Source organism: Paenibacillus sp. 2TAB19 (assembly GCF_052115185.1).
In the GTDB taxonomy this organism is placed as follows: Bacteria; Bacillota; Bacilli; order Paenibacillales; family Paenibacillaceae; genus Pristimantibacillus.
This window is the reverse complement of the sequence record NZ_JBFRGE010000016.1, coordinates 1-24,749: the sequence shown is the minus strand read 5'-3', so window position 1 is coordinate 24,749 and position 24,749 is coordinate 1. Positions and strand designations below refer to the sequence as shown.

General features: G+C 48.2%; 27 protein-coding genes. 21 read left to right on the top strand and 6 right to left on the bottom strand.

Going from position 1 to position 24,749, the window contains the following annotated elements:
* Positions 1–90: 90 nt before the first annotated feature.
* The 11 genes from AB4Z33_RS09595 to AB4Z33_RS09545 all read left to right on the top strand — a co-directional run bounded on the left by AB4Z33_RS09595 (position 91) and on the right by AB4Z33_RS09545 (position 8,692).
* Positions 91–807, top strand: coding sequence for a DsbA family oxidoreductase (locus tag AB4Z33_RS09595; RefSeq protein WP_442049724.1), 717 nt, complete (start codon positions 91–93; stop codon positions 805–807).
* The gene (locus AB4Z33_RS09590) at positions 807–1,043 is read left to right on the top strand and encodes a hypothetical protein (RefSeq protein ID WP_442049723.1); all 237 of its coding nucleotides are present in this window, start codon (positions 807–809) and stop codon (positions 1,041–1,043) included. The genes AB4Z33_RS09595 and AB4Z33_RS09590 overlap by 1 nt, the downstream gene beginning before the upstream one ends.
* A 92-nt stretch (positions 1,044–1,135) precedes the next feature.
* Positions 1,136–2,224 (top strand): lactonase family protein, encoded by a 1,089-nt coding sequence (locus AB4Z33_RS09585; protein ID WP_442049722.1) that lies wholly within the window; start codon positions 1,136–1,138, stop codon positions 2,222–2,224.
* A gap of 34 nt (positions 2,225–2,258) precedes the next feature.
* Positions 2,259–2,477, top strand: coding sequence for a cold-inducible protein YdjO-related protein (locus AB4Z33_RS09580; RefSeq protein ID WP_337101356.1), 219 nt, complete (start codon positions 2,259–2,261; stop codon positions 2,475–2,477).
* 123 nt (positions 2,478–2,600) lie between these two features.
* Positions 2,601–3,938, top strand: coding sequence for an ATP-binding protein (locus AB4Z33_RS09575; RefSeq protein WP_442049721.1), 1,338 nt, complete (start codon positions 2,601–2,603; stop codon positions 3,936–3,938).
* A 42-nt stretch (positions 3,939–3,980) separates the two neighbouring features.
* Positions 3,981–4,625, top strand: a complete 645-nt coding sequence (locus tag AB4Z33_RS09570; RefSeq protein WP_442049720.1) for a response regulator — start codon at positions 3,981–3,983, stop codon at positions 4,623–4,625.
* 111 nt (positions 4,626–4,736) lie between these two features.
* Complete coding sequence (locus AB4Z33_RS09565) at positions 4,737–5,180, top strand: thiol-disulfide oxidoreductase DCC family protein (protein ID WP_442049719.1); 444 nt, start codon at positions 4,737–4,739, stop codon at positions 5,178–5,180.
* 5 nt (positions 5,181–5,185) lie between these two features.
* A complete protein-coding gene (locus AB4Z33_RS09560) occupies positions 5,186–6,151 on the top strand; it encodes a DoxX-like family protein (RefSeq protein WP_442049718.1) in 966 nt (321 codons plus the stop codon).
* Entirely contained in the window at positions 6,135–6,812 is a 678-nt protein-coding gene (locus AB4Z33_RS09555) for a DUF4166 domain-containing protein (RefSeq protein WP_442049717.1), read from the top strand. The genes AB4Z33_RS09560 and AB4Z33_RS09555 overlap by 17 nt, the downstream gene beginning before the upstream one ends.
* A gap of 130 nt (positions 6,813–6,942) precedes the next feature.
* Positions 6,943–7,818, top strand: coding sequence for a radical SAM/SPASM domain-containing protein (locus AB4Z33_RS09550; RefSeq protein ID WP_442049716.1), 876 nt, complete (start codon positions 6,943–6,945; stop codon positions 7,816–7,818).
* A 34-nt stretch (positions 7,819–7,852) separates the two neighbouring features.
* Positions 7,853–8,692, top strand: a complete 840-nt coding sequence (locus AB4Z33_RS09545; RefSeq protein ID WP_442049715.1) for an undecaprenyl-diphosphate phosphatase — start codon at positions 7,853–7,855, stop codon at positions 8,690–8,692.
* A gap of 71 nt (positions 8,693–8,763) precedes the next feature.
* On the opposite strand, the gene AB4Z33_RS09540 is transcribed toward AB4Z33_RS09545, so the two are convergent.
* Together AB4Z33_RS09540 and AB4Z33_RS09535 are read right to left on the bottom strand one after the other, a co-directional pair.
* Positions 8,764–9,945, bottom strand: a complete 1,182-nt coding sequence (locus AB4Z33_RS09540) for a voltage-gated chloride channel family protein (RefSeq protein ID WP_442049787.1) — start codon at positions 9,943–9,945, stop codon at positions 8,764–8,766.
* Between the two features lie 166 nt (positions 9,946–10,111).
* Positions 10,112–10,441: a DUF5658 family protein gene (locus tag AB4Z33_RS09535; protein WP_442049714.1), complete on the bottom strand. Its 330-nt coding sequence runs from the start codon at positions 10,439–10,441 to the stop codon at positions 10,112–10,114.
* Positions 10,442–10,588: 147 nt separating this feature from the next.
* Here AB4Z33_RS09535 and AB4Z33_RS09530 point away from each other — a divergent pair, with 147 nt between their 5' ends.
* From AB4Z33_RS09530 to AB4Z33_RS09520, 3 genes are all read left to right on the top strand, one after another.
* Positions 10,589–12,538 carry an ATP-dependent DNA helicase gene (locus AB4Z33_RS09530; protein WP_442049713.1) on the top strand — a complete coding sequence of 650 codons (1,950 nt, stop codon included), beginning with the start codon at positions 10,589–10,591 and terminating at the stop codon, positions 12,536–12,538.
* Positions 12,539–12,621: 83 nt separating this feature from the next.
* Positions 12,622–13,950: a helix-turn-helix domain-containing protein gene (locus tag AB4Z33_RS09525; RefSeq protein ID WP_442049712.1), complete on the top strand. Its 1,329-nt coding sequence runs from the start codon at positions 12,622–12,624 to the stop codon at positions 13,948–13,950.
* Positions 13,951–14,114: 164 nt separating this feature from the next.
* Complete coding sequence (locus tag AB4Z33_RS09520; protein ID WP_442049711.1) at positions 14,115–15,053, top strand: site-specific integrase; 939 nt, start codon at positions 14,115–14,117, stop codon at positions 15,051–15,053.
* Between the two features lie 92 nt (positions 15,054–15,145).
* Here the strand turns inward: AB4Z33_RS09520 and AB4Z33_RS09515 are convergent, their stop codons facing one another.
* Positions 15,146–15,976 carry a sugar phosphate isomerase/epimerase family protein gene (locus tag AB4Z33_RS09515; RefSeq protein WP_442049710.1) on the bottom strand — a complete coding sequence of 277 codons (831 nt, stop codon included), beginning with the start codon at positions 15,974–15,976 and terminating at the stop codon, positions 15,146–15,148.
* A 218-nt stretch (positions 15,977–16,194) separates the two neighbouring features.
* Here AB4Z33_RS09515 and AB4Z33_RS09510 point away from each other — a divergent pair, with 218 nt between their 5' ends.
* The 4 genes from AB4Z33_RS09510 to AB4Z33_RS09495 are packed head-to-tail and all read left to right on the top strand — an operon-like array spanning position 16,195 to position 18,803.
* On the top strand, positions 16,195–17,118 hold the full coding sequence (locus AB4Z33_RS09510; RefSeq protein ID WP_442049709.1) for an ABC transporter ATP-binding protein: 924 nt from the start codon (positions 16,195–16,197) through the stop codon (positions 17,116–17,118).
* On the top strand, positions 17,115–17,861 hold the full coding sequence (locus AB4Z33_RS09505) for an ABC transporter permease (protein WP_442049708.1): 747 nt from the start codon (positions 17,115–17,117) through the stop codon (positions 17,859–17,861). The genes AB4Z33_RS09510 and AB4Z33_RS09505 overlap by 4 nt, the downstream gene beginning before the upstream one ends.
* 44 nt (positions 17,862–17,905) lie before the next feature.
* Complete coding sequence (locus tag AB4Z33_RS09500; protein ID WP_442049707.1) at positions 17,906–18,487, top strand: hypothetical protein; 582 nt, start codon at positions 17,906–17,908, stop codon at positions 18,485–18,487.
* Positions 18,480–18,803, top strand: coding sequence for a winged helix-turn-helix domain-containing protein (locus AB4Z33_RS09495; RefSeq protein WP_442049706.1), 324 nt, complete (start codon positions 18,480–18,482; stop codon positions 18,801–18,803). Before AB4Z33_RS09500 ends, AB4Z33_RS09495 begins: the two co-directional genes overlap by 8 nt.
* Before the next feature lie 62 nt (positions 18,804–18,865).
* Here the strand turns inward: AB4Z33_RS09495 and AB4Z33_RS09490 are convergent, their stop codons facing one another.
* Entirely contained in the window at positions 18,866–19,666 is an 801-nt protein-coding gene (locus AB4Z33_RS09490) for a hypothetical protein (protein WP_442049705.1), read from the bottom strand.
* Positions 19,667–19,784: 118 nt separating this feature from the next.
* Complete coding sequence (locus AB4Z33_RS09485) at positions 19,785–20,615, bottom strand: AraC family transcriptional regulator (protein ID WP_442049704.1); 831 nt, start codon at positions 20,613–20,615, stop codon at positions 19,785–19,787.
* A 190-nt stretch (positions 20,616–20,805) separates the two neighbouring features.
* Here AB4Z33_RS09485 and AB4Z33_RS09480 point away from each other — a divergent pair, with 190 nt between their 5' ends.
* Positions 20,806–21,813: an aldo/keto reductase gene (locus AB4Z33_RS09480; protein WP_442049703.1), complete on the top strand. Its 1,008-nt coding sequence runs from the start codon at positions 20,806–20,808 to the stop codon at positions 21,811–21,813.
* A gap of 82 nt (positions 21,814–21,895) precedes the next feature.
* Here AB4Z33_RS09480 and AB4Z33_RS09475 read toward each other — a convergent pair whose 3' ends face one another.
* On the bottom strand, positions 21,896–22,792 hold the full coding sequence (locus AB4Z33_RS09475) for a LysR substrate-binding domain-containing protein (protein ID WP_442049702.1): 897 nt from the start codon (positions 22,790–22,792) through the stop codon (positions 21,896–21,898).
* Positions 22,793–22,939: 147 nt separating this feature from the next.
* Between AB4Z33_RS09475 and thrC the strand changes: the two genes are divergently transcribed.
* Entirely contained in the window at positions 22,940–24,130 is a 1,191-nt protein-coding gene (thrC, locus tag AB4Z33_RS09470; RefSeq protein ID WP_442049786.1) for a threonine synthase, read from the top strand.
* Between the two features lie 170 nt (positions 24,131–24,300).
* On the top strand, positions 24,301–24,749 hold a 449-nt coding region (locus AB4Z33_RS09465), incomplete at its 3' end, for an SWIM zinc finger family protein (RefSeq protein WP_442049785.1).

Below are 24,749 nucleotides of genomic sequence, written 5' to 3'. Positions count from 1 at the left end.
CGCAATTTTGTATGAATACGTTATAATGAAAGTAACTCTCGTTTTGATATTAAGTGATTTTACAACCATTATTCGGAGGTGCTTCTAACAATGAAAGTAGAAATATGGTCGGATTATGTATGTCCGTTCTGTTATATTGGCAAAAGAAGATTCGAAATGGCATTAAGTAAGTTCGAGCATAAGGAGAATATCGAAGTCGTATACCGCAGCTTCGAGCTTGATCCAGGTGCAGATGCGAATTCAGGTATTAGTACGCTTGAAATGCTTTCCAAAAAATACGGCATGTCGATTCAACAAGCGAAAGCGAATACGGAGAATGTCGCGCAACAAGCAGCAGAAGTCGGTCTCACATTCAATTTTAACGGTCAAATCGTTACGAATACGTTCGACTCGCATCGTCTGATGCATTACGCTGCTTCAAAGGGCAAAGACAAGGAGCTTTCGGAGCGACTATTCAAAGCGCATTTCACAGACAATGACAACGTCGGTAACCATGAGACACTGGCTCAGCTTGCGGGAGAAGTGGGGCTTGATGCAGCAGTTGCGGCTCAAATACTTGCGTCTAACGACTATGCGGACGCCGTGCGCGGTGAAGAAGACGAAGGCAGTACGCTAGGCATACGAGGCGTTCCGTTCTACGTATTTGACCGTAAGTATGCAGTATCCGGAGCGCAATCTCCTGAAACCTTCCTTAGTACTTTGATCAAAGCTTGGGAGGAAAAACATCCGACGCTCGTTCAAGTTGATGGGGATGATGATGTATTATGTACGGATGGTGTATGCGCGCCAGACGCTAAACGCTCGTAATGGACAGAATCGATCCTACTGAATCAGACCAGAACAACAGCAAATGTCAAATAAAGCGGACGGCGATAGTGAGCCGTCTGTTTTTTGACTGCGCAGAAATTAATTGTGATGGAAGGATAAGCAAAGTAGCATTGCAGAAGCTCGCCTCGGGCATACAAGTCGGCGATACAATCGAATGGTCGGGACGATTATGGGTATTAGCGAAGAGGGCGGAAGACAGAAGCAGCGATCAATAATCATAAATTGATCGCCGTCAAGATTTGTTTTGCTGCGATATTCAACTTATAATAGGGAACGTGCTTGTTAAATGGTTTGGGGGGAATAATACGTGAGTGCAGAGCAACAGCGCTTGCTTGTCTTCGCCGGATCCTATTCGGAGGCCGAAGAAAGCGGAGTCTACGTGTATGCTTTTGATGAAGAAACCGGACAATTAACGCTATTAAACGAATATGCGGGATTAAAAAATCCAACATTTGTTCAAGTGGATGCAGAACACAATCGATTGTACGCCATTTCGGAGACAACGATGGAGGATGGCCGTAAGGTTGGGGAAGCGGCAGCATTCGCCATCGACGGAGCTGCAGGCAAGCTAACATTGCTTAACCGTGCTATAACGGTCGATTCAACGACATGCCATATTCAATTGGATGCTTCAAAAAGATTTGCCACAGTTACGAGCTATCATGGAGGAATGATTGGTTTACATGCTCTAACAGAAGATGGGCTTATCGGAGAGAAACTGGACGTAGCACAGCATACAGGCAGCAGTGTTCATCCAGAGCGGCAAGACCGACCGCATCCGCATTCCTCGTTCTATAGCCCGGACGGACGTTATTTGCTCATTCAAGATTTAGGCTTGGACAAAATTGTCACTTACAAGGTAGACAAGGAAGCTGGTAAACTGATTGTTGTAGCGGAAGTAGCACTTCATCCTGGAGCAGGACCTCGTCATCTGACGTTCCATCCGAACGGCAGCTATGCGTATGTCATTAATGAGGTAGATTCAACCGTAACCGCATTTGCCTATGATGCTCAATCAGGTCAGTTATCGACGATTCAGACGGTATCGACACTGCCTGAAGGCTTCGAAGGCGACAATTCCTGTGCCGAAATCACAATTAGCAATGACGGTAAATATGTGTATGGCTCCAACCGTGGTCATGACAGTATCGTTGTTTATGCGGTAGACGAGCAATCGGGCAAGCTGACGACGATTCAGCATATTTCCGTTCAAGGCGGACATCCGCGTCATTTTGCATTAACACCAAGTGGACGTTACTTGCTCGCAGCGAATCGCGACACGAACAATATTGCGACGTTCGCCGTAGATCAACCTAGCGGGGAGCTTACGTTCACAGGAAATAACGTATCGGTATCCAAGCCGGTATGCATTCAACCCGTATATATAACCGTATAGAGAGCATTGAAATGAAAAAGGGGATTACACAAGCGTGACTACTAGCGATGAAGCAAAACCGAAGCTTAAACCGACGAAAATATGGAAATGCAAAAACAGTGACTGCAAAGCATGGGTAAGAGATGAGTTCGCGTCTGCGACTGAGCAAGCATGCCCGATCTGCAAAGGGCCGATGCTTCGCAGCATGAGACATCTGCCAGCGGTACAGAACAAAGCGAAGCCGCAGCCGCGCAAGCCTAAATCCGACTTTTAAATTAATTATACGAGCCTAGCAAGCCCAGCCCTTTCACTAAGCGGCTGGGCTTTATCGTTCTCAGCGCTTCCAATCTGTGGTAGGATAAAGTTATTCTTCGAAAAATAAGGACGGTACAACGTCATGTTATTTTATTTTGCCGCGCTGCTGCTGGCTGCCATTATTGTATGGATAAACAATCGAAGCAGCGAATCAAGCCGCTGGGCATCGTTTTTCCTGTTTTTCGCTGCAATTGGCGGTACTACAGATTGGCTAGTCAGTCACAATGCTCTACATGAAGCTAGACTTGTTCAGCTATTAAACTATACGATAACACCGTACGGCGTTCTTATATTCAGCTTATTGTATGCGGACAAGCTTCGTACGGGGAGAGGCAATAGAAAGGCGAAGCTGCTGTTGCTTATTCCTTCAGTTATTATGGCTATTCTGGAATATACCATGCCGAATCGCAGTTTCTTTTATATCGTACTGCTCCTATGCAGCGCACCTTATTATTTAATGACCTGTTACCTGCTGATTACGTCGTTCTGGCAAGAAACAGATGCTCGCATGAAACGAAATCGCTTCATCTCGATGTTGATCATCGTGCCGCCCTTGCTAGGCGTTCTTATCTTTATCTACGTTGCTAAAGTGATCTATCCATCTTTTGATTTCTTTCAATACATTTCAGTATTTATGATCTATTCCTTCGCACTGGCGCTGCTATGTACGTTTCTGTACGGAGTGCTTGGCGTAAGGCTTAAGTTCGAGCAAGACCCGCTTCAAAGCACGATGCAGGCGGTCAGCTCAGGTACGGCGTTGCTTAATCATTCCATTAAGAACGAGATTGGCAAAATCGCCATAAGCACCGAAAATTTGAAAAGCATCTACACCGGCGATAGCGTAGTCAGCGAGCAATCACAGCAGCATATGCTAATTATCGAAAATGCGACCGAGCATATGCTGGGCATCGTATCGCGCATTCACAATCAAATGAGGACGATCGAGCTTCAGGAGCAATCGACCCGGCTCGATAAGCTGATGGAGCAATGTATCGTACATCACAGCGGTCTTTTCCAAAAATATGATGTGGAAGTTGCAAGCAGTTATGAGGTTAAGCCGGTCGTTGTATGCGATCCGTTCCACTTGGCTGAAGCGATCAGCAACGTGTTAACGAATGCATGTGAAGCAATGGCTGCGGATGGTAAAGGAAATATAAACATTAAGATAGAAGCTGTCAAACGCGCAGTCGTGCTTACGATTCAAGATAGCGGGAAAGGTATCCCGCCGGAGCAACTGAACCGAGTATTCGATCCGTTCTACAGCAGCGGCAAATCAGGCAAAAACTTCGGTCTTGGCTTATCGTATGTCTACAATGTGATGGCGAAAAGCGGCGGCAGCGTGAAGCTTGCGAACGGGGAGAGAGGCGGACTTGCCGTATCGTTTTATTTTCCCCGCCATAAAGTAGTCCGAATGGGTTAAGAGTCAGGCTAAGCAGAACGCGCGCGCCAGGAGGGTGCTAAGATGAATCATATCAAGGTGTACGTCGTTGAAGACGATCCGGATTGGATTAAAGCAATCACTTCCTATCTGAACCGAGAAGAGGATATTCTCGTTGTTGGTGCAGCCACGAATGCCGATGACGCGGTACGAGGAGCGCAGACGACGCAGATCGATATTATATTAATGGATATACAGCTGGCTGGCAGCAGACTTGACGGCATTCAGACCGCGATGGAATTGCACGGATTGACGTCGGCGAAGATTATTATGTTAACGTCATTAAATGATGAACAATCGATGACGAAAGCTTTCACCGCTGGAGCGATTCAATATTTGGAGAAAACCCAGTTCAAGGAGCTGCCGCAGACGATTCGGAATGCCCACCTCTACCCAGCCCCAATGGAGGCGCTGCTTAAGGAGTTCGCCAGACTCAAACGAGAAGAGCAGCTTAAAGACTTAACTCCGGCCGAGCGAGAAGTGTTCGAGCTTATTGAAACCGGGCATACGCAGAGCCAAATCGAGCAGAAGCTGTATAAAGCGGAAAGCACGCTCAAAAATCAGGTTAACAAAATGCTCAAAAAGTTTGGTGTCAAAAGCAGCAAGGAAGCGATCGAGAAAGTGAAGAAACGTGGTCTAATGGATGAATCAGACGGCAATAAAAACTAAGGGGTACTACAAATCGTAGTACCCCTTTGTCGATCGTACTACAAAAGTTAGGTCTGCCCTGTGATGCAGGGTCAGCATTAAGATAGAAGCAAGCAGAGAGGGTTGAACACGATGAGCGACAATAAACTGAAACAACCAATGATCATGCTCGTTGATGGGCATTGTCACCTATGCAACGCCATCACGAAGTTCGTCATCAAGCGCGACAAGGAGGCTAAGTTCCAATTCGCCTCGCTTCAATCGCAGATCGGACAGCAGCTGCTTGCTGAGGGCGGTCTTCCGCTCCACGACCTGGATACGTTCGTATTCATCCGCGGCGGACGTTATTATACGAAGTCGGGAGCCGCCTTGAGAGTACTTGGCCAGTTGAACGGCCTGTGGCCGTTGCTCTATCCGTTCATTATCGTACCTGCGCCAATTCGAAATGTCGTGTATAGCTTCATCGCCAGCAATCGCTATCGTTGGTTTGGCAGATCGGAAAGCTGTCTGCTGCCGAATGCAGCCTTGCGCGAGCGGTTTATCGATGAACCACTTATAAACAATGACAAGGAGTGAACGTTGTGAAGCGGAAGCCGATCTACGTAGAGCTGAATATTGAAGCGCCGTTGGAAGAACTGTGGGTTCATACACAGCAGCCCGAGCTGCACCAGCAATGGGATTTGCGATTCACTGAGATTAACTATTTGCCCCGTGAACAAGAAGAGGCTGAACAACATTTTCAATATCGTACGCGAATTGGCTTTGGTCTGCAGATTGAAGGGACGGGAATAACGACGAGCAAAGAGAAAGCAGGGAAAGACGGGAAAGAAACTCGTCTATCGACGCTTTCCTTCCGCTCGGAACAAGCTATGTCTCTGATCAGCCAAGGCGGGGGATATTGGAGCTACAAACCTGAAGGGGATGGAATCGTAAAGTTCATCACTCTATACGACTATCAAACCCGCTTCGGCCTCCTAGGTAAGCTATTCGATACCGCCGTGTTTAGACCGCTGTTCGGCTTCGCGACGGCTTGGAGCTTCGATCGTCTGCGGATATGGCTGGAGCATCGTATTCCGCCGTCCGTCACCGCGGGAAGAGCTCTTGTCCATTATACAAGTGTCATTACATTAGTATCGCTTTGGTTTTATATGGGTCTTGTTCCTAAGCTATTCTATACAGAGACAAGCGGAGAGTTCGATATTATGCAGCATACGGGCATGTTCGGAGGCTACGAAGTGCCGATGATCCGCGTGCTCGGAGTACTCGAGCTATTCCTTGGTCTAGCCGCTGCGATCGGTCATCGTTCCGCATGGTCTTCCATACTACAAGCTGCATTATTGCTTCTGTTAACGGTTCCGATCTGTATCGTCTATCCCGAAATGCTGCAATCCCCATTTAACCCCGTTACCGTGTCACTGCCCATGCTTGCTTGCTGCTTCGCAGCCTACAAGACTCGAAACTTCCTTCCAAGTGCAGCCAGATGTATTAGAAAACCGCCTGCAACACGTAAGTCGGGAAGGGGGAAAGTCCATGAAGTCCATATATGAACAAGCGCTTGGAGCCGACTTTGGCAAACTTCACCCGCGCATCCAGCAGCGGTTCGGGTTCAGCAGCTGCGATCGTAAGGCGTCGATCGGACATGGCGTTATGAAACAAATCTGGTACTCCAAGTGGGCGCTGCTGCCGTTATTTCTAGGCACGTTCCGTCATATTATGTTTCCGAATGGCGGGAGCAACATTCCGTTCACGATAGAGAACTACGCATATGTCGATCCTTCGGGCAGAGAGACGGTAACTTGGATCCGCAAGTTCGAATTCCCGCGAATCGTTAGACATTTTGATGCGACAATGGTATTCAGCAAGCGCCGTCAAGCGATCGTTGACTATCTAGGCAACAAGCAGCATTTAGCGGTCGATCTTGAGCTGTCGGTCGCACCTAACGGCGGACTGCGCATTTGCTCCGGTGAGCAGCGGTTTTATGAGGGAAAGCTGCAATTTGTTTTCCCGAGTCTGCTAACGGGCTTCGCCGATGTATGCGAATGGTATGATGACGAGCAGGCTTGCTATCGAATTACGGTACAGGTACGCAACAAGCTGCTCGGGACGGTGTTTCGTTACGAGGGTGCATTCCAGGCTTCATTCATAGCCACGGACGAGGAAGCCATTCCAATCGGTATTAAACCGCTTCGCAATGAAAGCCGCGAATAACAGCTTTTTAATAATCCTTTTTTGTCACGCTCCTAGTAAACGTTGTATAATGGCAATAGACTACACAGAATAGGGCTTCAGCACTCGCAAGCTGTCAGCCATTGCTATATACGAATGGAGCATATTACTAATGAAGAGGTTCAAGAAGTTCTATATCGAGACAACGAGCATTTGCAATCTTTCATGCACGTTCTGCCCGCCAACGCAGCGCGCGAAAGGTTTCTTGCAAGTGGAAGATTTCAAGAAGACGCTCGATCAAATAAAACCGCATACCGACTATATTTATTTCCATGTGAAGGGCGAACCGCTGCTTCATCCGAAGATCGAGGAGCTGCTCGATATTAGCCATGAGAAGGGCTTCAAGGTTAATATTACGACGAACGGTACGCTCATTAAGAAAGCCAAGCCTAAGATTATAAACAAGCCGGCATTGCGCCAAATGAATTTCTCGCTTCATAGCTTCGACGGCCATCCCGGCTCAACCGATAAAGAAGGTTATCTCGCAGAAATATTAAGTTTCGTGAAGGAAGCGGTAGCGAGCAGCAACATTATCATCTCGTTCCGTCTGTGGAATCTCGACATGGATAATGAAACCAATCTGCAGAAGATGCGCAATCGTGAGCTGCTTGCGATGATTGAGAAGGCGTTCGATCTGGATTATAGGATCGACGAGCAGTTCATCCCAGGCACGGGAGTGAAGATTGCTGAACGTATATATTTGAACCAAGATCCCGAATTCGATTGGCCGGATTTGAATGCGCCTGAGGACGATGGGAAAGGGTTCTGTTACGCGCTCCGCAATCAAGCTGGCGTCCTGATCGACGGAACGGTTATTCCTTGCTGTCTTGACGGCGAAGGGGTCATTAATCTGGGCAACATTCACGATGGGCATTTCTCAGACATCGTGGAGGGAGAACGCGCAACGAAGCTGTATGACGGCTTCTCGCGTCGTGAGGCTGTAGAGGAGCTGTGCCGCAAGTGCGGTTATCGCAAGCGGTTCGGATAATAGAGAGATGAGAAGATAGGAGAATGCGTGCATCATGGATTTCATAATGATTATCAAGGCGATTATTTTGGGAATTGTAGAAGGTCTTACGGAGTTTGCTCCTGTATCCTCCACCGGACATATGGTTATCGTCGATGACATGTGGCTTCATTCCGAGGCGTTTTTAACAAAGTATGTGGCGAATACGTTCAAGATTGTCATTCAGCTAGGCTCGATCCTGGCTGTGCTTATTATTTTCCGTGAACGATTCATTGAGATGCTCGGTTTGCGCAGAGGAAAGAGAGATGAGAACGGGGGAGAGCAGGGCGGTCGCCGTCTGAAGCTGGGCCATGTCATTACCGGGCTTATTCCTGCAGGTGTGCTTGGTTTACTATTCGACGATTACATTGATGAGCATCTGTTCTCCATCCGCACCGTGCTTGTAGGACTGGTTATAGGCGCCGTATTCATGATTATCGCAGACAAATTCGGACCTAAGCGTCCGAAGGTCGAGACGGTCGATCAAATTACGTACAAGCAAGCGTTCAGCGTGGGACTTATACAATGTGTCTCGTTATGGCCGGGTTTCTCGCGTTCCGGTTCGACGATTTCCGGCGGCGTCTTACTCGGACTAAGCCATCGCGCAGCGGCGGACTTCACGTTCATTATGGCCGTTCCGATCATGGCGGGTGCGAGCCTTCTGTCGCTTGCTAAGAATTGGGAGTATTTCACGCTCGATTATCTGCCATACTTTATTGCTGGTTTTATTGCGGCTTTCGTATTCGCTTTGATCTCGATCCGCTTCTTCTTGAAGCTCATTAATCGGATTAAGCTTGTCCCGTTCGCGGTTTACCGTATCGTGCTCGCAGCAATTATTTATATCGTTTATTTCTAAAACAGGGTTGATGGCATGAGAAAAGTGGCGGTTACGGGAACTGATTCCTGTGACCGCCACTTTTCGGATTATCATTTGGGCTTGCCGATGCCAAGTTGTTGAGCTGAATAAATGCCGGAGCGGCCCGAGCATAGGTAGCTGATGATGCAGCCGATGAACAAGTAGATCGCGCCCTCGCCGCCGAACAGTTCAATGCCCATAATGAAGCAGGCAAGAGGTGTATTGACTGCTCCGCTGAATACGGATACGAAGCCGATAGCAGCGAGAAAAGGGACGGACAGCTGCAGCAGTGCAGCAAGCGAGCTGCCCAGCGTCGAGCCGATTACGAATAATGGCGTAACCTCGCCGCCTTGGAAGCCCGCGCCAAGCGTAATGGCAGTAAATACGGTTTTCCATATAAAAGCGAGCGGTGATGCAGCTTCCTCGAACGATTGCTGCATGAGCGGGATGCCAAGACCGATGTATGCTCTCGATCCGGCCACGTAGACCAAACCAATGATGATGAAGCCGCCAATGAAGCTGCGGAGAGCCGCATGCTTGAACAACTTTCCGAACCAAGCCTTCATTGCATGTGTCAGTTTGATGAAAGTTAATGCCATTAATCCAAATAAAATCGAAGCGATGACGACTTTTAAGAGCACCATTGGCTGTAGGTCAGGCACCTCTCCCATTGCATAATGAACATGTGTAACTCCCCATGCCGTGGTGATAAGATGGCCCGTGTAGCTAGCAATAAAACAAGGAAGCAGCGCTTCATAGCTAAGCAATCCGATCGCCAGCACTTCAAGGCCGAACACCGTGCCGGATAGAGGCGTACCGAAAATGGAACCGAAGCCGGCGCCGATTCCGCAGATTAAAACAATTTTACGGTCCGGCGCTTGCAGTCGAAACCATTTGCCGATCCACTCCGCCAAGCTGCCGCCCATCTGGACAGCCGTTCCTTCTCTGCCGGCGGAGCCGCCGAACAGATGCGTCGTCCACGTTCCTATCAATACAAACGGAGCCATACGCAAGGGAACGATGCCGTCGCCTTTGTGAATTTGCTCCAATATAAGATTATTTCCTTTGCCTGACTTGCCGCCATATTTCATATATAGATAGCTAATCGCAGCACCGCCGAACGGCAGCAGCCACAATAGCCAGCCATGGCTTAGTCTCGTATCCGTGACATACTCTAAGCCATTTAGAAATAATGCCGAAGCCGAACCGGCAAGCACCCCGACAATGCCGGCGAGCAATACCCATTTAAGCATATATGCAGCAACGCCTAGCGGGGTGAAACGATTAATCGCGTATTGTAGTTTAGTTCGAATAGAGGACAAAGGAATATACTCCTAGCACAATTATTTGTGAGAACCTGTACATTCTCGCAGCTATCTGCTATTATACACCGACATGTCCAAATCGAATATGGTATAGTTAGAACAGTCCTTTGCTAAGGCTGATCGACAGCCAAAGCGCATGATACACATTAACAGCCAAATAGATGAGAAACGTGACCGAAATTGAAGCGTGAATCCATCTATACGGCTTCAAACGCGGATAGAGGAACAGTAAAAGGAGGGGCAGCAGCAGCTTGATGCCGTAATAGCTGAGCCGATTCGTTTCGTAAATATGTTTGACTAGCGGGTTAAGCTCTTCAATGAGCTGAAGCCGCAAGCCTACATCCGTAAATATCGCATCCGTTATGCTGCACACAAGCAGACCAATGAACATCATGCGAGTTGATTTACTAGTCGAAACGTTCATTGTATATCCTCCTTGCATCAATATCCGCAATAACATTTTTATTATTATCGTCCAAGTGCAGCGACTTCCATCCTAAGATGGATGGTAGCGTGCTGCATTATGGAGTAAAAGTTCAACTATACAAGCAGCCATTGGAGACAAGTAGAAGTGAATAATTACCCTTTCGAATTTAACCCCAAAGAGCCTTACATTCAGCAGGCAAGCGACTGGATTGCCGATGTTTTCTACGAGAAGCTGCCCGAAGCCGGCTTCGAAGTGCGCGATGAACAAATTTATATGGCGTTTCAGCTGGAGAGAGCGTATGCGGATAAAAAAACGATTTTCGCAGAGGCAGGCGTTGGAACGGGCAAAACATTCGTTTACTTGTTATATGCGCTCAGCTATGCGCGCTATACGAGAAAGCCGGCGATTATCGCTTGCGCCGACGAATCGCTCATCGAGCAGTTGCTAAAGCCGGAAGGCGATATTGCCAAGCTTTCGCGTCATCTCGGTTTAACAATCGATGCTAGAATGGCGAAGTCGCAGGATCAATATTTATGCCTGAATAAGCTGGATGATGCGAGAAGTGATTTCGACGGCGAAGCCGAGCTTTATGATGACATATTCCGTAAGCTGCCATCGTTCGTCTACAAGCCGGAAACGATGCAGTCGTTCCATCCGTACGGCAATCGCAAGGAATATCCGGAGTTAAACGATTCGCAATGGGGCAAGGTCGGCTGGGATGTGTTCCAGGATTGCCTCGTTTGCGATCGAAGACATCGCTGCGGCCAGACGTTGTCCCGCGATGACTATCGCAAGGCGGCCGATCTTATCATCTGTTCGCATGACTTCTATATGGAGCATATATGGACCTTTGAGGCGCGCAAGCGTGAAGGTCAGCTGCCGCTGCTTCCACCGCATAGCTCAGTCGTATTCGATGAAGGACATTTGCTTGAAACGGCTGCACAGCAGGCGTTAACGTACAAGCTGAACCATCATGTATTCGAAAGTATCATTACAAGATTGCTGCAGGATGATATTCGGGAATCGTTAGCCTATGCGATTGAGAACGCGCTAACCCAGAGCGAGCACCTGTTTTCCCTGATTGAACGTAACAGCCGCAGTGTGCAGGCATCGAATCGCAAGCAGATCATTTGGAACGCCGAGCTGCTGCAACAGGTGAACCGGTTCCAAGATATGATGTCCGAGATCGAAGAAGAGCTCGTTTTTGAAAGCGGCCTATTTACGATCGACGAATATCAATTGAAGATCGTTGAGGAGCATATCGAGATGCTCCAATTCGCTTTGTCGCTGTACAAGCGGCAGGAACAGCCGATTAGCTGGGTTACGACAGATAAGGAAGGCATATCGCTCGTCATTATGCCGAAGTGGGTGAAGGAAGTGCTGCAAGAGCAAGTGTTCGGTCTTCAAATGCCGATCGTTTTCTCGTCGGCCACACTGTCCGTAGATGGTTCTTTCGACTATATGACGCAAATCTTAGGCATTGAAGATCCGTTATCGTTTTCCGTTGATTCGCCTTACGAATATGCCGAGCAAATGGACGTATTCATACAAGGCATGGATACGGAGATTGATTTCGACAGCAAAGTAGAACGCACTCTTAGGCAGTTAGGCGAAGCCAAGGGAGGCTCATTAATTTTGTTCCCTTCAATGGAGCAGCTTGAGCGCTTCAAACAATCCGTGCAAGATGGTGGAAGTCACAAATGCGAGTATCCGTTCCTTTACGAAGGCTCGGCTGAGATTAGCCATATCATCGCCCAGTTCCAGCAGAAGACCGAAAGCATCCTATGCGCGGTTACGCTATGGGAAGGACTCGATATACCCGGTGATTCATTGTCGCAAGTCATCATCTGGGATTTGCCGTTCCCTCCGAACGACCCTGTCTTCGATGCACGTCGGGAAGATGCGGTTAATCCGTTCGACGAGGTGGATATGCCCTACATGCTGCTTCGCTTAAGACAAGGAATTGGCAGACTGATACGTACTCGCGAAGACAGCGGCTCTATTGTCATCTTCGGCGACATGCTCGCTAGCGAGCATGTTCGCGAGCAAGTCAAGCATGTATTGCCGGCAGGCGTGAACACCCAAACGATCTAAAAAGCCAAAACCCCTTTTCACGTTTCGGAATCTTCCGGACAGGATCAGGGGTTTTTCAACCGCGGAATGAATAGGGGGATAAGATGAATACGGCGGATACGGTTCAGCGTGCCATTGATTATATCGAAGAACGATTATTCGAGGTACTTGCGCTTGAGGAAATTGCCAAATCGGCTTCCATGTCATTGCCCAATTTGTACCGAATGTTCTATGCAACGACCGGTCATCCCATCAAAGAGTACATTCGCAAACGAAGAATTAGCGAAGCGGCAATTTTACTTCGCTACACCGACTTTCCGACTAACGACATTGGATTTCGGACTGGCTTTGATACGTATCAAGCTTTTATTAAAGCGTTTAAGCGCTGCTTGGGAATGACACCTGGCCAGTATCGGCAAGCGGAAATGATCTTCAGCTTTGAGAAAATGAATCTCCGTGAAATTGTGGATTATATGGAGGAGCGCGAAATATCTGAACGATATTCAGACGTAAAGGTCATTAGATTAGCCTCCATGAAAGGAATCGGTTACTTGTATACAGCCGATCGGGAGGATGGAGTGGAAACCGATGCACTGCGGCAATTCCGAATAAGGCTTGCTGAATGCCAGCTTGACAGCAATCAATTGAGAATATTCGGCTGGAACGTGGATACTGACGACAAACCTCATCGTTATGGCTATCAACTGATGGCCGTCGGAACGAAGGAAACGGCTTATGCGGATGCACCTGATCTATTTCCTATCGAATGGGAGGGCGGATTGTATGCTGCAACCCGCGTTACGGCTAAGTCCGATACAACAATCGTTGAAGCTTGGAATCGTTTATTGTCGGACTGGCTGCCGCGAAGTACATTCGAGCTTGGGGAGCACCGTTTAGTCGATGAATTTCAGCATTTTGGCGATAAAAGGTTGCGACTGAAGCTCTACCTGCCTGTTAGACGCAAGCAACAATTAGAAAGTATTAAAATCGTTGAGCGCTCAGAAGCTCAGGTTATATGTTTTCGAGCTGTAGGTCATAATCGGATCGCTCAGGTGAATGAAGACTCCGTTCATTGGCTGAACCAGAGCGGCGTAGAGTTTGGGGACAAAGTTGAACTGTTTATGAGCTGCACCTTTCCTCCGAACGACAGCAACGACTGCTACGAACTATTTATTACACTGCCTGAGGAGTACGCATCGAAACCGCATGATGAACATCTCGTTGCACGACTGGAAGGCGGGCTATATGCATGCTTAACGACTGGCGTTTACGGATTAATGACCGGGGTAGTAGAACGCATCTACCTGTGGCTCGCATCATCCGAAGCCTATGAACCCGATACAGAGCGCAAATGGTATGCCCGCTACAATCCGGATGAAGAACGGAGTCATACGGTAACCTGTTACGTTCCTATTCTTTCAACACCTAAATAGGACTATTCGAAGGCGTAAAGCCTTCATTTTTTTAGAGAAAATAATTGCGTGAAATACATATTTCATGCAATTTGCATTGTAAGGCATTTTTTCGGTATGATATAAGCAGTTATAGAGCTTGTTTCAGAGTGAAAACACGATTTTTGACGGAGGTTAAGTAACGCTTGGTACATACACAGCATGAGCTGCTTGATAGCTACAGCGATGAATTGGATTTGTTCTCGATTTGGATGAAAAATAACGGAATGACGAAAGCGACGCAGCGTGCTTACTTGAGCGATACGACTCAGTTCCTTCATTCGGCTTATCCGTCTAAAGTGAAGCTGCTAACAAAGATGGATGTGATGAGGTTCATGTCAGCCTGCCGCGAAAATGGAGCGGGAGACGAAGCACGAAATAGAAAGTTGTCTGCTCTGCGGGCTTTCTTCAAAGCGCTCATCGAATTGGAGCAGCTTGAAGCTAATCCTGCAGCGCTAATCGCCAAATCCAAGCAGGAGAAAAACAAAATTCCTTCTTACCTTGAGGCAGGTGAGCTGGAAGCTTTCATAAAGAAGCTAGGCGGCAAGCATTATGGCCGCAACCTATGCATCGTGCTGCTCATGGCCTATGCCGGCTTGCGAGTTGGCGAGGTTCATCGCATGAATGTACATGATTTCCAGGCGGACGGATCGATCCATATACTCGGCAAAGGACGCAAATGGCGAGTAATCCCGCTGCCGCAATCGCTCCAAGGCGTCATGCGGCAAGCGATCGAAGAGAGAGTAGAAGCGAAGCAGGGCAAGGAGCAGCCGATGTTCGTTTCGCAATTCGGCAGACGGCTGTCCGTGCGGATGATTCAGACCGTAGCCGACGATGCGTTCAGGCAGCTTAAGGCAGATATGCCTTCGCTAGCGCCTAAGAGAATGTCCAGTCATAAGCTTCGGCACTCGTTCGCAACTATGCAGATTCGCAGCGGCACGGATATTCGAACATTGCAGGAGCTGTTAGGCCACGCGAGCATTGAAACGACGCAAATCTATACGCATATCGATAACAAGCAGCTGCAAACGGCAATGAATAACATTGCATCGCAAATTCATGTTCCTGCTAATAAAAGAACATAACTATAATTATGTAAACTTAATGACATAAAATAAAAACCGATGCAATAGGCATCGGTTTTTATTTTATAAATTGAGATAACTAATTAATTACATTAATTGATATAAGGCTCGACAATACGTCTCACACGCTCAAGCCCTTCCCACATATCTCCCGGACCGTCATAAATCAGTACATATGCGCCGTCGAACTTCTGTGCTGCCGCAGCTTCAAGATATTGCACGAAGAGAGGTTCATTCGGAATACCCGCTTCGTCAAAATCGGCTTTCGCATGAATCGACACGCTCAGAGGTGTCGTTCGCGCAATTTCTGCAGCTACTGCAGCTCCCTTATAGTTGCCGAAGTCGGTAATAAATCCGACTTGCTCTCCTGCTAGATTCAATAGCTGCTCACTTGAATGAGCCGTGGAAGTAAGCGCTTTGAAATTTTCGGTAACGACACGTACTCCAATAGGGGCACCATAATTTGCAAGTGTCTTCAATAACTCCGCGGACTGACGAATCGCTTGTTCATTATCCGGTGCTGCTTCGCCGGCAACGATTCGAATCTGCTTGGCGCCGCACTCGGAAGCAATATCGATCCATTCACGCATCAGTTGCAAATCGGCTGTGCGACGACCATCTTCCTCAGAGGTAAGATCGCCGTAGTCTAGCAGAAGCGTATCGAAGGATAAACCGGCATCCTGGAACGCGGCTCTTAATTGGTGCAAATAAGCGAGACTCGTATCTGGAAAGTGAAAATGGCATACTTCAATCGCCTGATAGCCCCGTTCTGCGGCAACTGCAGGCAGTTCTAGCAGCGTATGCACTAGAGGCTGTTCTTGCACTTGGGTTATGTGCTGGCCTTGCTCGGTATCCCATGCTGTCCAGCGAAGAGGTCCGAGCATGCGATGCAAGCTCCATGTACTTACGGATAAATAGGACATTGACTCAACCACCTCACCTTGTCATTTCTTCTAAACATTGAATCTAGCATATCATTTGCAACCAAAGAATATATGTAGCAATTTTGGCATTTTTGTATGCTCTTATCTCATTTCCGAATCAAGAAAAGTTTGGAAAATTAGGATTGACATCTCTCTTTCAACAAAGTACTCTGAATTACAGAGTGATCTATACGAAAGAGATTGGGGAGGGCTAACGATTGCAATATGTCATTGAACTGGACAACGTACGCAAGTTGTATGGCCGTAAGGTCGCTATACACGGCTTGTCGCTGCAGGTGAAGAAGGGTGAAATTTTCGGAATAGTCGGTCCAAACGGGGCAGGCAAAACAACGTTAATCGAGATCATTGAAGGCTTGCGCAAAGCAGATAGCGGATTAGCGACTGTTCTTGGCCGCAACATTCGTACCGAAGCTTCTGCCGTAAAGCAAAGAATTGGTGTTCTGCTTCAATCGACGGCCATTCCCCAAAAGGCGAAGGTGAAAGAAGTATTCGAGCTGTTCGCCTCATTCTATGACAAAAGAATTGATCTTAAGAAAATCAATTCTTTCCTGGAGCTTGAGGATAAGCAGAACGCGTATATAAAATCATTGTCAGGCGGTTGGAAACAGCGAGTATCGCTGGCGCTCGCGCTCATTAACGATCCGGAGATCGTGTTTCTTGATGAGCCAAGCATGGGCCTTGATCCGAATGCGAGGAAAGAAATGTGGGAAATGATCCATCGTCTGCGAAGCGAGGGACGAACAATTGTCGTAACGACGCACTATATGGAAGAAGCCGAGCATCTCTGTGACCGGATTGCCGTTATCGATAAGGGCCGTCTCATTGCCCTTGATACGCCCAGACAACTCATCGCCAAAATTGGCGGAACAAGATCGATTCAATTCAAAAACAATAGGCTTGCTGAAGTTCAAAAGCTGCAAGCTTTGCCTTATACCACGCATGTGGAAATAACAGAACCGTTTATCAAGCTTCAGACTAATGATATCGATCAAACGTTGAAACATTTGTACGCCTATGCAGCCGAAGGTGATTGGCTCATTAGCGAACTGAAGCTGGAGGATGCTTCAATGAATGATGTATTCAACCAATTAACTGCAACTGAAAAGGAGACTGCGTCATGATCGCTTTCGCTAAGCTCGTCAAGTTCGATATGAAGCTTTACTTGCGTGACTGGTTGACCGTCTTCTGGGTGCTAGTCTATCCGATACTTATGCTAGCCATCTTCGGATCGATATTCGGAAATACGACGAGTGAGCCTGGTGGTATGCGTTATATCGAATCATACGTGCCCGCTTTATGCGTATTAAATGTCATTTCCGTCTCTGTATTCACGTTAAATATTAACATCATTACACTTCGTGAGGCAGGGATTTTGAGACGTTTCCGTGTTAGTCCGGTAAGGAAATCTTCGGTGCTTGCTTCGCATGCGGTGCAAGGTCTATTGCTTGTATTAGCCGGTGCGCTGGAAATTATCGTAGTGGCAAAGCTGTTCTGGAATATTAACATCACGGTATCAGGCTTATTCTTATTGCTGGCTTGCTTGCTATTCGGTTGTCTATGCTTTTTTGGACTTGGCTTTGCAATGTCGGGTCTGGCGAAGACGCCGGGTGCGGCCAGCGGCTTCGCGATGGCCATCTTCTTCCCGATGCTGTTCTTGTCCGGGGTAGGCATGCCAGTTGAGGCGCTTCCAGAATTTATGCAAGCAGCAAGCGGCTGGCTGCCGATGACTCATTTCGTCGAATTGGCGCAAGGGGTGTGGCAAGGCGGCACGCTTGCCGGTTATGGCACTGATCTTCTCATTATGGGCGGATTCGGCATGGTCGTTATTGTTCTTGCTTTAATGTTGTTTAAATGGGAGCATTAATACAACTAGGCATGATTCATCATTCCTTTTGAGGAGGAGTTTGCGTGAGTAAGTTAGAGGGTGAGCAACAACGCGCCTTACAGGATATTGAGTATATTAAGGGACTGCTTGCGAGAAATGAACGCAAGCTTGGGGAAGCATCTCCATTTATGTATGTATGGGGGGCTTACTTGACGGTCGGATTCATAGGCATGCATTTCGATCAGAAAGAATGGCCGATATGGTATTGGGGCATTGCGGCAGTCATTTGCGGTGCGATATCCGGAATAATCGGAAGTAGAATGATGAAGACTCAAAGAGGGGGAGAGGGAGGATTCAGCACTTGGATGTATGTGCTGCCCTTCGCTGCAATGTTTGCCGCAGGCAGCTTTATGCTTTTGACGAATATGATTAACACGGATTATACAGCGCTCTTCTGGACGATACTGATTGCATTATCCTATATCGCGATGGGCTCTATGGCAGGCAAAGGCCCGGTCTACTTAGGGTTATGGTTTATCGTGCTAGCCATCGTAACCAGGCTAATACTGCTGGACTATCAATACATCGTATTAGGTGTGTTTGGCGGGGGAAGCATTATCGTATTCGGATATTTGCTGCAGCAACGGAGGAAGAGGAATGGGTGACAATATTCTTGATGCCATTGACGATACAATCCATGCGAAGGCACGTCTAGGCATTATGAGTTTGCTTACCGTACACGGAGAATGCGATTTCGTATTTCTGCGCAAAGAGCTGGAACTGACGGAGGGCAATCTTGGCAGCCATATCCGAGTGCTGGAAGAAGCCGACTATATTCAAGTGACGAAGTTATTCGAAGGCAAGAAGCCAAAAACGAGTTGTACCGCAACTAAGCTTGGCATCGAACGGTTTCGAGACTATATTGATGGACTTGAGAAAATTATTCGAATGGCCCAATCGGCGGCAAATTTGAACAAATAGCACACAAAAGGCTGACAGGATGCATAAAGCATCCTTTGTCAGCCTTTTGTGTTTCGATGCGTTTATTCGCCTGCAGCGGTTGCGAGAACGACTTTTTTCCTCTCTTCACGCTCTTCAGGGAGCATCCTTGGACAGGCGTAGCATTTATCCCCGTCTACCCTGCAATCGTAGAAGCAGCATGCCGACTTCATCATCAGCGGTTTCTCGGGATGCCAAGGATTATCGATGAAACGCGGGGTATGGATGAATGGATTGCGGCTGCGCTTGAACAGCTCGGCTGGCAGCTCCATTAGAATATTAAAATCATGCAAGAACCTCTCAAGTAGTCCCGGGTGTTTGATATAGTCCACGACATAATCGCGAACCTCTAGCGCATGGGTTCCGAACTGCGTCCAGATCATAGCCGTCTTCACATTGCCGGCAGCGGCGATCGCTTCAATGCCCGGAGTAACCGTGTTCTCTATGTATGAGGCCATTTCATTGTATATAAAAGTTGTTCGCGCTTCTCCGTCCGGAATTTCGACACTGCGAACTTCGTTGATTCGATAGCCAAGGTGAGCATGATCATCATGTTTCTCAAGCTGATAGGTTAAGTTATCGATAGGAAGATCAAGCGATCGGTTATGAAGTACGCCAATAAGGAGCTTCGTGATGGCGAGGTTGAAGAATGACATGCCCATGAACGAGGAAGCAGTCTTCGTTCCGATCGCTTGCACGAACTCGCCCGTGTATTCAACCGCTTGCTTCGCTTGCTCAAGATCGTAGAACGAAGCTGCCGGCAACGAATAGGATGGATGCTCAGCACCTTCAGGCGAAATATGAAAAAAATATTTGATGAGCGAGAAGTCCAATTCGGTCGTCATCGAAAACCCTCCTATGATTGGAAGTGATAATAATTTTCAATTAGATAACTCAATCATTATAGGAGCAGCTTTAGATGTCTGTCAAGCAACGAATATCGTTAACTAAACCCCATCGTTCTCAAGGAAGTCGAAAGAATTGTTTCTTTTCCGGATTCATTGTCTGACGATAATGGGAAGGCGATGCGCCTTTTACTTTTTTGAACATTTTCGAGAAAAGCAGCGGGTCTTGGTATCCGACGGAATGAGCGATCTCTGACACAGTCAGCTCAGGGTTTGCCATCAGTTCACTTGCTTTGTCCATCCGAAGCTGGAGGAGATAAGCCTGTGGCGATTGCAGATCCAGTTCTTTGAATAAAGCGGACAAGTAAATACGATCAATGCCGATTCGACTTGCTAGATCGGTTATGCTGAGCTTTTTGGAATAATTGGCTTTCATATACTCGGTTGCTTTCCGTACATACTTCTCCTTCGCCTTAAGCACAGGCTGTTGGCCGATCGGAACAAGCAGCTCCTCGAGCCAGTTCGCTACAATGAGATAGAGCAGGCTATGGATCATAAGGCTTCCGTTGCGTTCCATTGCATGGGCGGCATCCAATTGATCAAGCCAACTATCAAACCATTTGGAATCGGACAGCTCGAATACAGGCGTGTCTATCGTAAGATGCGCTTGATCAAGAAGCGATTCCACACATTCTCCGTGAAAAGCGAGCCAGGAATGTGTCCATGGCTCATTTTCATCCGCTTTCATATAAAGAAGCATATCCGGATAAACGACAAAGCCTTGGCCCTCGTGCAGATGATGAAGCTTCCCGTTAAGCGAGTAAGTGCCGCGGCCTTCATGTACGAATACGAGCTTATAGCTATCCTTCACGCCAGGTCCCCACGTATAGCCGGGCTCACACGATTCCTTGCCGCTATAAAAATAAGTCAGATCCATTCGTTCGATCAATGGTTATCAGCTCCGTAGTTTTATGGATAATTATAATGGCATGACAACTTGCATTATGCCATATAGATCTTGCTTGTCGACATTCCAATGTCTTGTCTTTATAAGTATACTTTGAAATGTCGACAAAATCACCGTTTTCATTATTGCATAGCAATTATTCGCAACGAACTGTAGAAGAGGAGCTGGAATCATGACATACAGAGCAAGTAGCGACCGGTATAAGGAAATGGAATATAAGCGCAGCGGCAGAAGCGGCCTTAAACTGCCGGCTTTGTCCCTTGGCCTATGGCAGAACTTTGGCGGCAACCAGCCGCTCGAAAATTCAAGAGCGATGGTAACGCGCGCATTCGATCTGGGCATCACGCACTTCGACCTTGCGAACAATTATGGCCCGCCTGCTGGATCGGCCGAAGAGACGTTCGGCAGCATTTATAAGAAGGATCTTGTGCCATACCGCGACCAAATGCTCATTTCGACAAAAGCAGGCTATTACATGTGGGAAGGTCCATACGGAGAATGGGGCTCGCGCAAAAATCTGCTGGCCAGTCTTGATCGCAGCTTGCAGCGTATGGGACTCGAATACGTTGATATTTTCTATTCGCATCGTCCCGATCCGGAGACGCCGCTTGAAGAAACGATGGGAGCGCTCGATTATGCGGTAAGATCCGGCAAAGCGCTATATGTCGGTCTTTCCAACTACAGCGCGGAGCAGACGCAGCAAGCGATTGATATATTGAAGCGTCTAGGTACGCCTTGCCTTATTCACCAACCGAACTATTCGATGCTTAACCGTTGGATCGAGGACGGCTTGCAGGACATTTTGCAAGCGGAGGGTGTAGGCTCGATTGCGTATTGTCCGCTTGGCAGAGGCCAGTTGACGAACAAGTACGTCGACCGTATCGAGCAAGAGTCGAAGTCGCCGGAAACAAGCAGCCTTAAACCGGCAGCATTGACGCCAGAGCGCGTGCAGAAGTTCCGCGCGCTTGAGCAGCTCGCAGCAGGCCGCGGTCAGACATTGTCCCAGCTCGCTTTGAACTGGATACTGCGTGAAGGCGGCGTTACATCGGCATTAATCGGCGTCAGCCGTGTCAGCCAGATTGAGGAGAACGTCAAGGCGCTTTCGTTTGCGCCGCTAACGGCGGACGAGCTGGCCGAGATTGACCGCATCATGCACAATATCGGAGATGTGCCTTGGTAATAATATAAAAACAACAGGCAGCTATACGCCCCTGCGCAATCATACTTATGATCGCAAGCGGCGCCATAGCTGCCTTTTTTTATTAAGGGTGACCATGATGATGACTGGCAATAGCAAGAAAAGCTTGCGCTTGCTGAGATAACTTCTCTCCCTCGCGATAATAGATGGCAATAGGGTTAACCGCATGATTGCCGCTTACGTGTACAAGCGCCACATCGCCGCGCTGCACATCCTCCCGCACTTCCGAGGCAGAGGCGAATAGGAGGCCGACTCCCGCCTTGACCGCACGAACCGCTTCGTTCATCCCGTTCCATTGTACTGCAGCACGAGGCGGATCCATATTAGCCGACTTGCATAAGGCCAGCAGCATCTCGCGTGTTCGGCTGCCTTCCTCGCGCATAATGAAAGGCTCGCGCAGCACTTCAGCAAGCGTCAACTCTCGTTTATTCGCAAGCGCGTGGCCTTTAGGCGCAACGAACCACATCGGATCCTCGAAGAGCAGGCTGCGGACGATCCCAGGTGCGGACTCGATACCGCCGCCGATGATGGCGAGATCAGCCTCATAGCGGGATAGCCGTAACATCGTTTCTTGCGCATTCGCCGTTTGGAGCAGCACTTGCACGCCTTGACGATCCCGCTTGAAGGAAGCAATCCAATGAGGGAGCAGGAAGTTGGAAGGCAAGTAGGTTGCGGCAATACGAAGCTTGCCGGTCACGCCTGACTTGAAATCGATTAAAGAGCGGTCAATCTCACTCTCCAAAGCAAAAAGCCGGCTGGCTTGTTCGGCGACGAATTGTCCCGCTTCCGTAAGCATCACACCTCTGCCTTTGGGCAGCAGCAGCGGCATTCCGATCTCTTTCTCAAGATTACGAATTTGCATGGTAACAGCAGGCTGGCTGATGCGCAGCAGCTCCGCTGCGCGAGTGACGCTTCCTTCCTTAGCAGCGGTATGGAACAGCTTAAGCGCATGAAGATTCAATTTTACGTCCCCCTTCACTCAAAGTATAAATCTGATTTATGAATGGCTAATAAATATGTATTATTTTTATGAGTCAATATCGTTTATTGTAAGCCTCAAGAGAAGAAGCTGCAAGCCGTTCTTCATCTATCAAGAGGAGGCGTTATGATGAAGCTATGTTGTTCAGAGTGCTCGTTGGAATGGGACCTTTATAAACCTCGGACAAGATGCAGCTGTGGTGGCTTATTGCAGATTGAACAGAATTTAGCGGGGCTAGACTGCGATTATTTGAAGGTTTTATTCCGCGAACGTTTATCGGATCGGATGTCTCCATATGCAGGTGGCGTATGGCGTTACAAGGAGCTTATACATCCTGAATTGCCAACCCAGCATATTGTCACCAAATATGAGGGCAATACCGGCTTGTATCGGTCAGCGGGGGCAGCGGAATATGCGGGAATTAGAGGCGTATGGCTGAAAGCCTTAAGCGAGAATCCGAGCGGCTCTTTCAAGGATAACGGAATGACGGTTGCGGTATCGCATGGCAACTGGCTCGGCATGGACCGATTCGCGTGTTCATCGACTGGCAATACGTCGGCTTCACTTGCGATGTATGCAGCGATTGCTGGGAGCGAATCGTATGTCTATTTACCCGAAGCGGGAGTTGCCGCGAGTAAAATAAGCCAAACGATTGCGTATGGCGGCAAGCTCGTTCGCTTTCAGGGCACCTATGACGATGGACTCGCTTATTTGGAGCAGCATGCCGAAGAGCTTGGGATGTATGTATGCAATTCAGTGAACCCGTTCCGAATCGAAGGACAAAAAAGCATCGTGTTCGAAATTGCCCAATATTTGAACTGGGAACTGCCAGATTGGATCGTACTGCCTGGCGGGGCGCTAAGCAATACGTCTGCCTTAGGCAAAGGGCTGGAGGAGCTGAAGACACTCGGCTTCATCAAGAAAGTGCCTCGCGTAGCAGTCGTGCAAGCGGAAGGAGCGAGCCCGTTCCACCGTATGGTTGAACAGCAAGCGGACACTCTCGTTGCTTGTTCGGAGCCGAAGACGGAAGCGAGCGCGCTCAATATCGGTAATCCGCCAAGCTGGCGCAAGGCGCTTCGAACACTAAGCTTCACGAGCGGAGTAACGGTATCGGTCACGGACGAACAGATTTTTGACGCGAAAGCGGTCATTGATCGTTCTGGAATCGGCTGTGAGCCCGCATCGGCCGCTTCGCTAGCCGGATTGAAGCAGCTAATTGCGAATGGCATCATCGACAAGGATGAAACGGCGGTCTGTTTGTTAACCGGTCATCTGCTCAAAGACATTGACGCCTTGAAACGATACGATCAAAAAATGTAATACGAACAATTGTTCTCATAGGCGAAAAATGGCATATTCGCAAATAAAGCAAGCATATAGATGAAAGGACCCGGACGGTCGTGACCGTTCGGGTTATTGTGTTGCGGCAGGAAATGAAGTTGCTTTTGTGGAAGTATAGGGAAATCCAATTTAGACAAGCGAGGGGAATTATGATCGCATTAACTGAAGCCTATATCGATTCTTTAGCGCTGAACGCGGCTTCCATTAAGAATGGCAAGGACCTCGTTCGCAAAAATAGTTTCCCGCTGTTGAACCGTACCGAAGACGATACGCTTCTGTTCGGGGAATGCAAGGGCAGCGGCAAGGAGCCCTATCGCTGTTCCGCAGACTTTATCGTTCCCGATCAGCCCGTGTTTCGCTGTTCCTGTCCGAGCAGGCAGTTTCCTTGCAAGCATATCCTTGGTCTGCTGTACGCAGCCGCAGCCGGTCAGACCTTCCATGTGGCAGACATTCCAAGCGACATTGCCGAGAAGCGGGAGAAAGCAGAGAAACGCGAGGAGAAAAAGAAAGAAACTGCTGAAGCGGGAGATGCCGCGCCTTCGAAGCGGAAGGTGAATAAGTCCGCGCTGGCCAAGAAGCTGGCCGCTCAGCTAGAAGG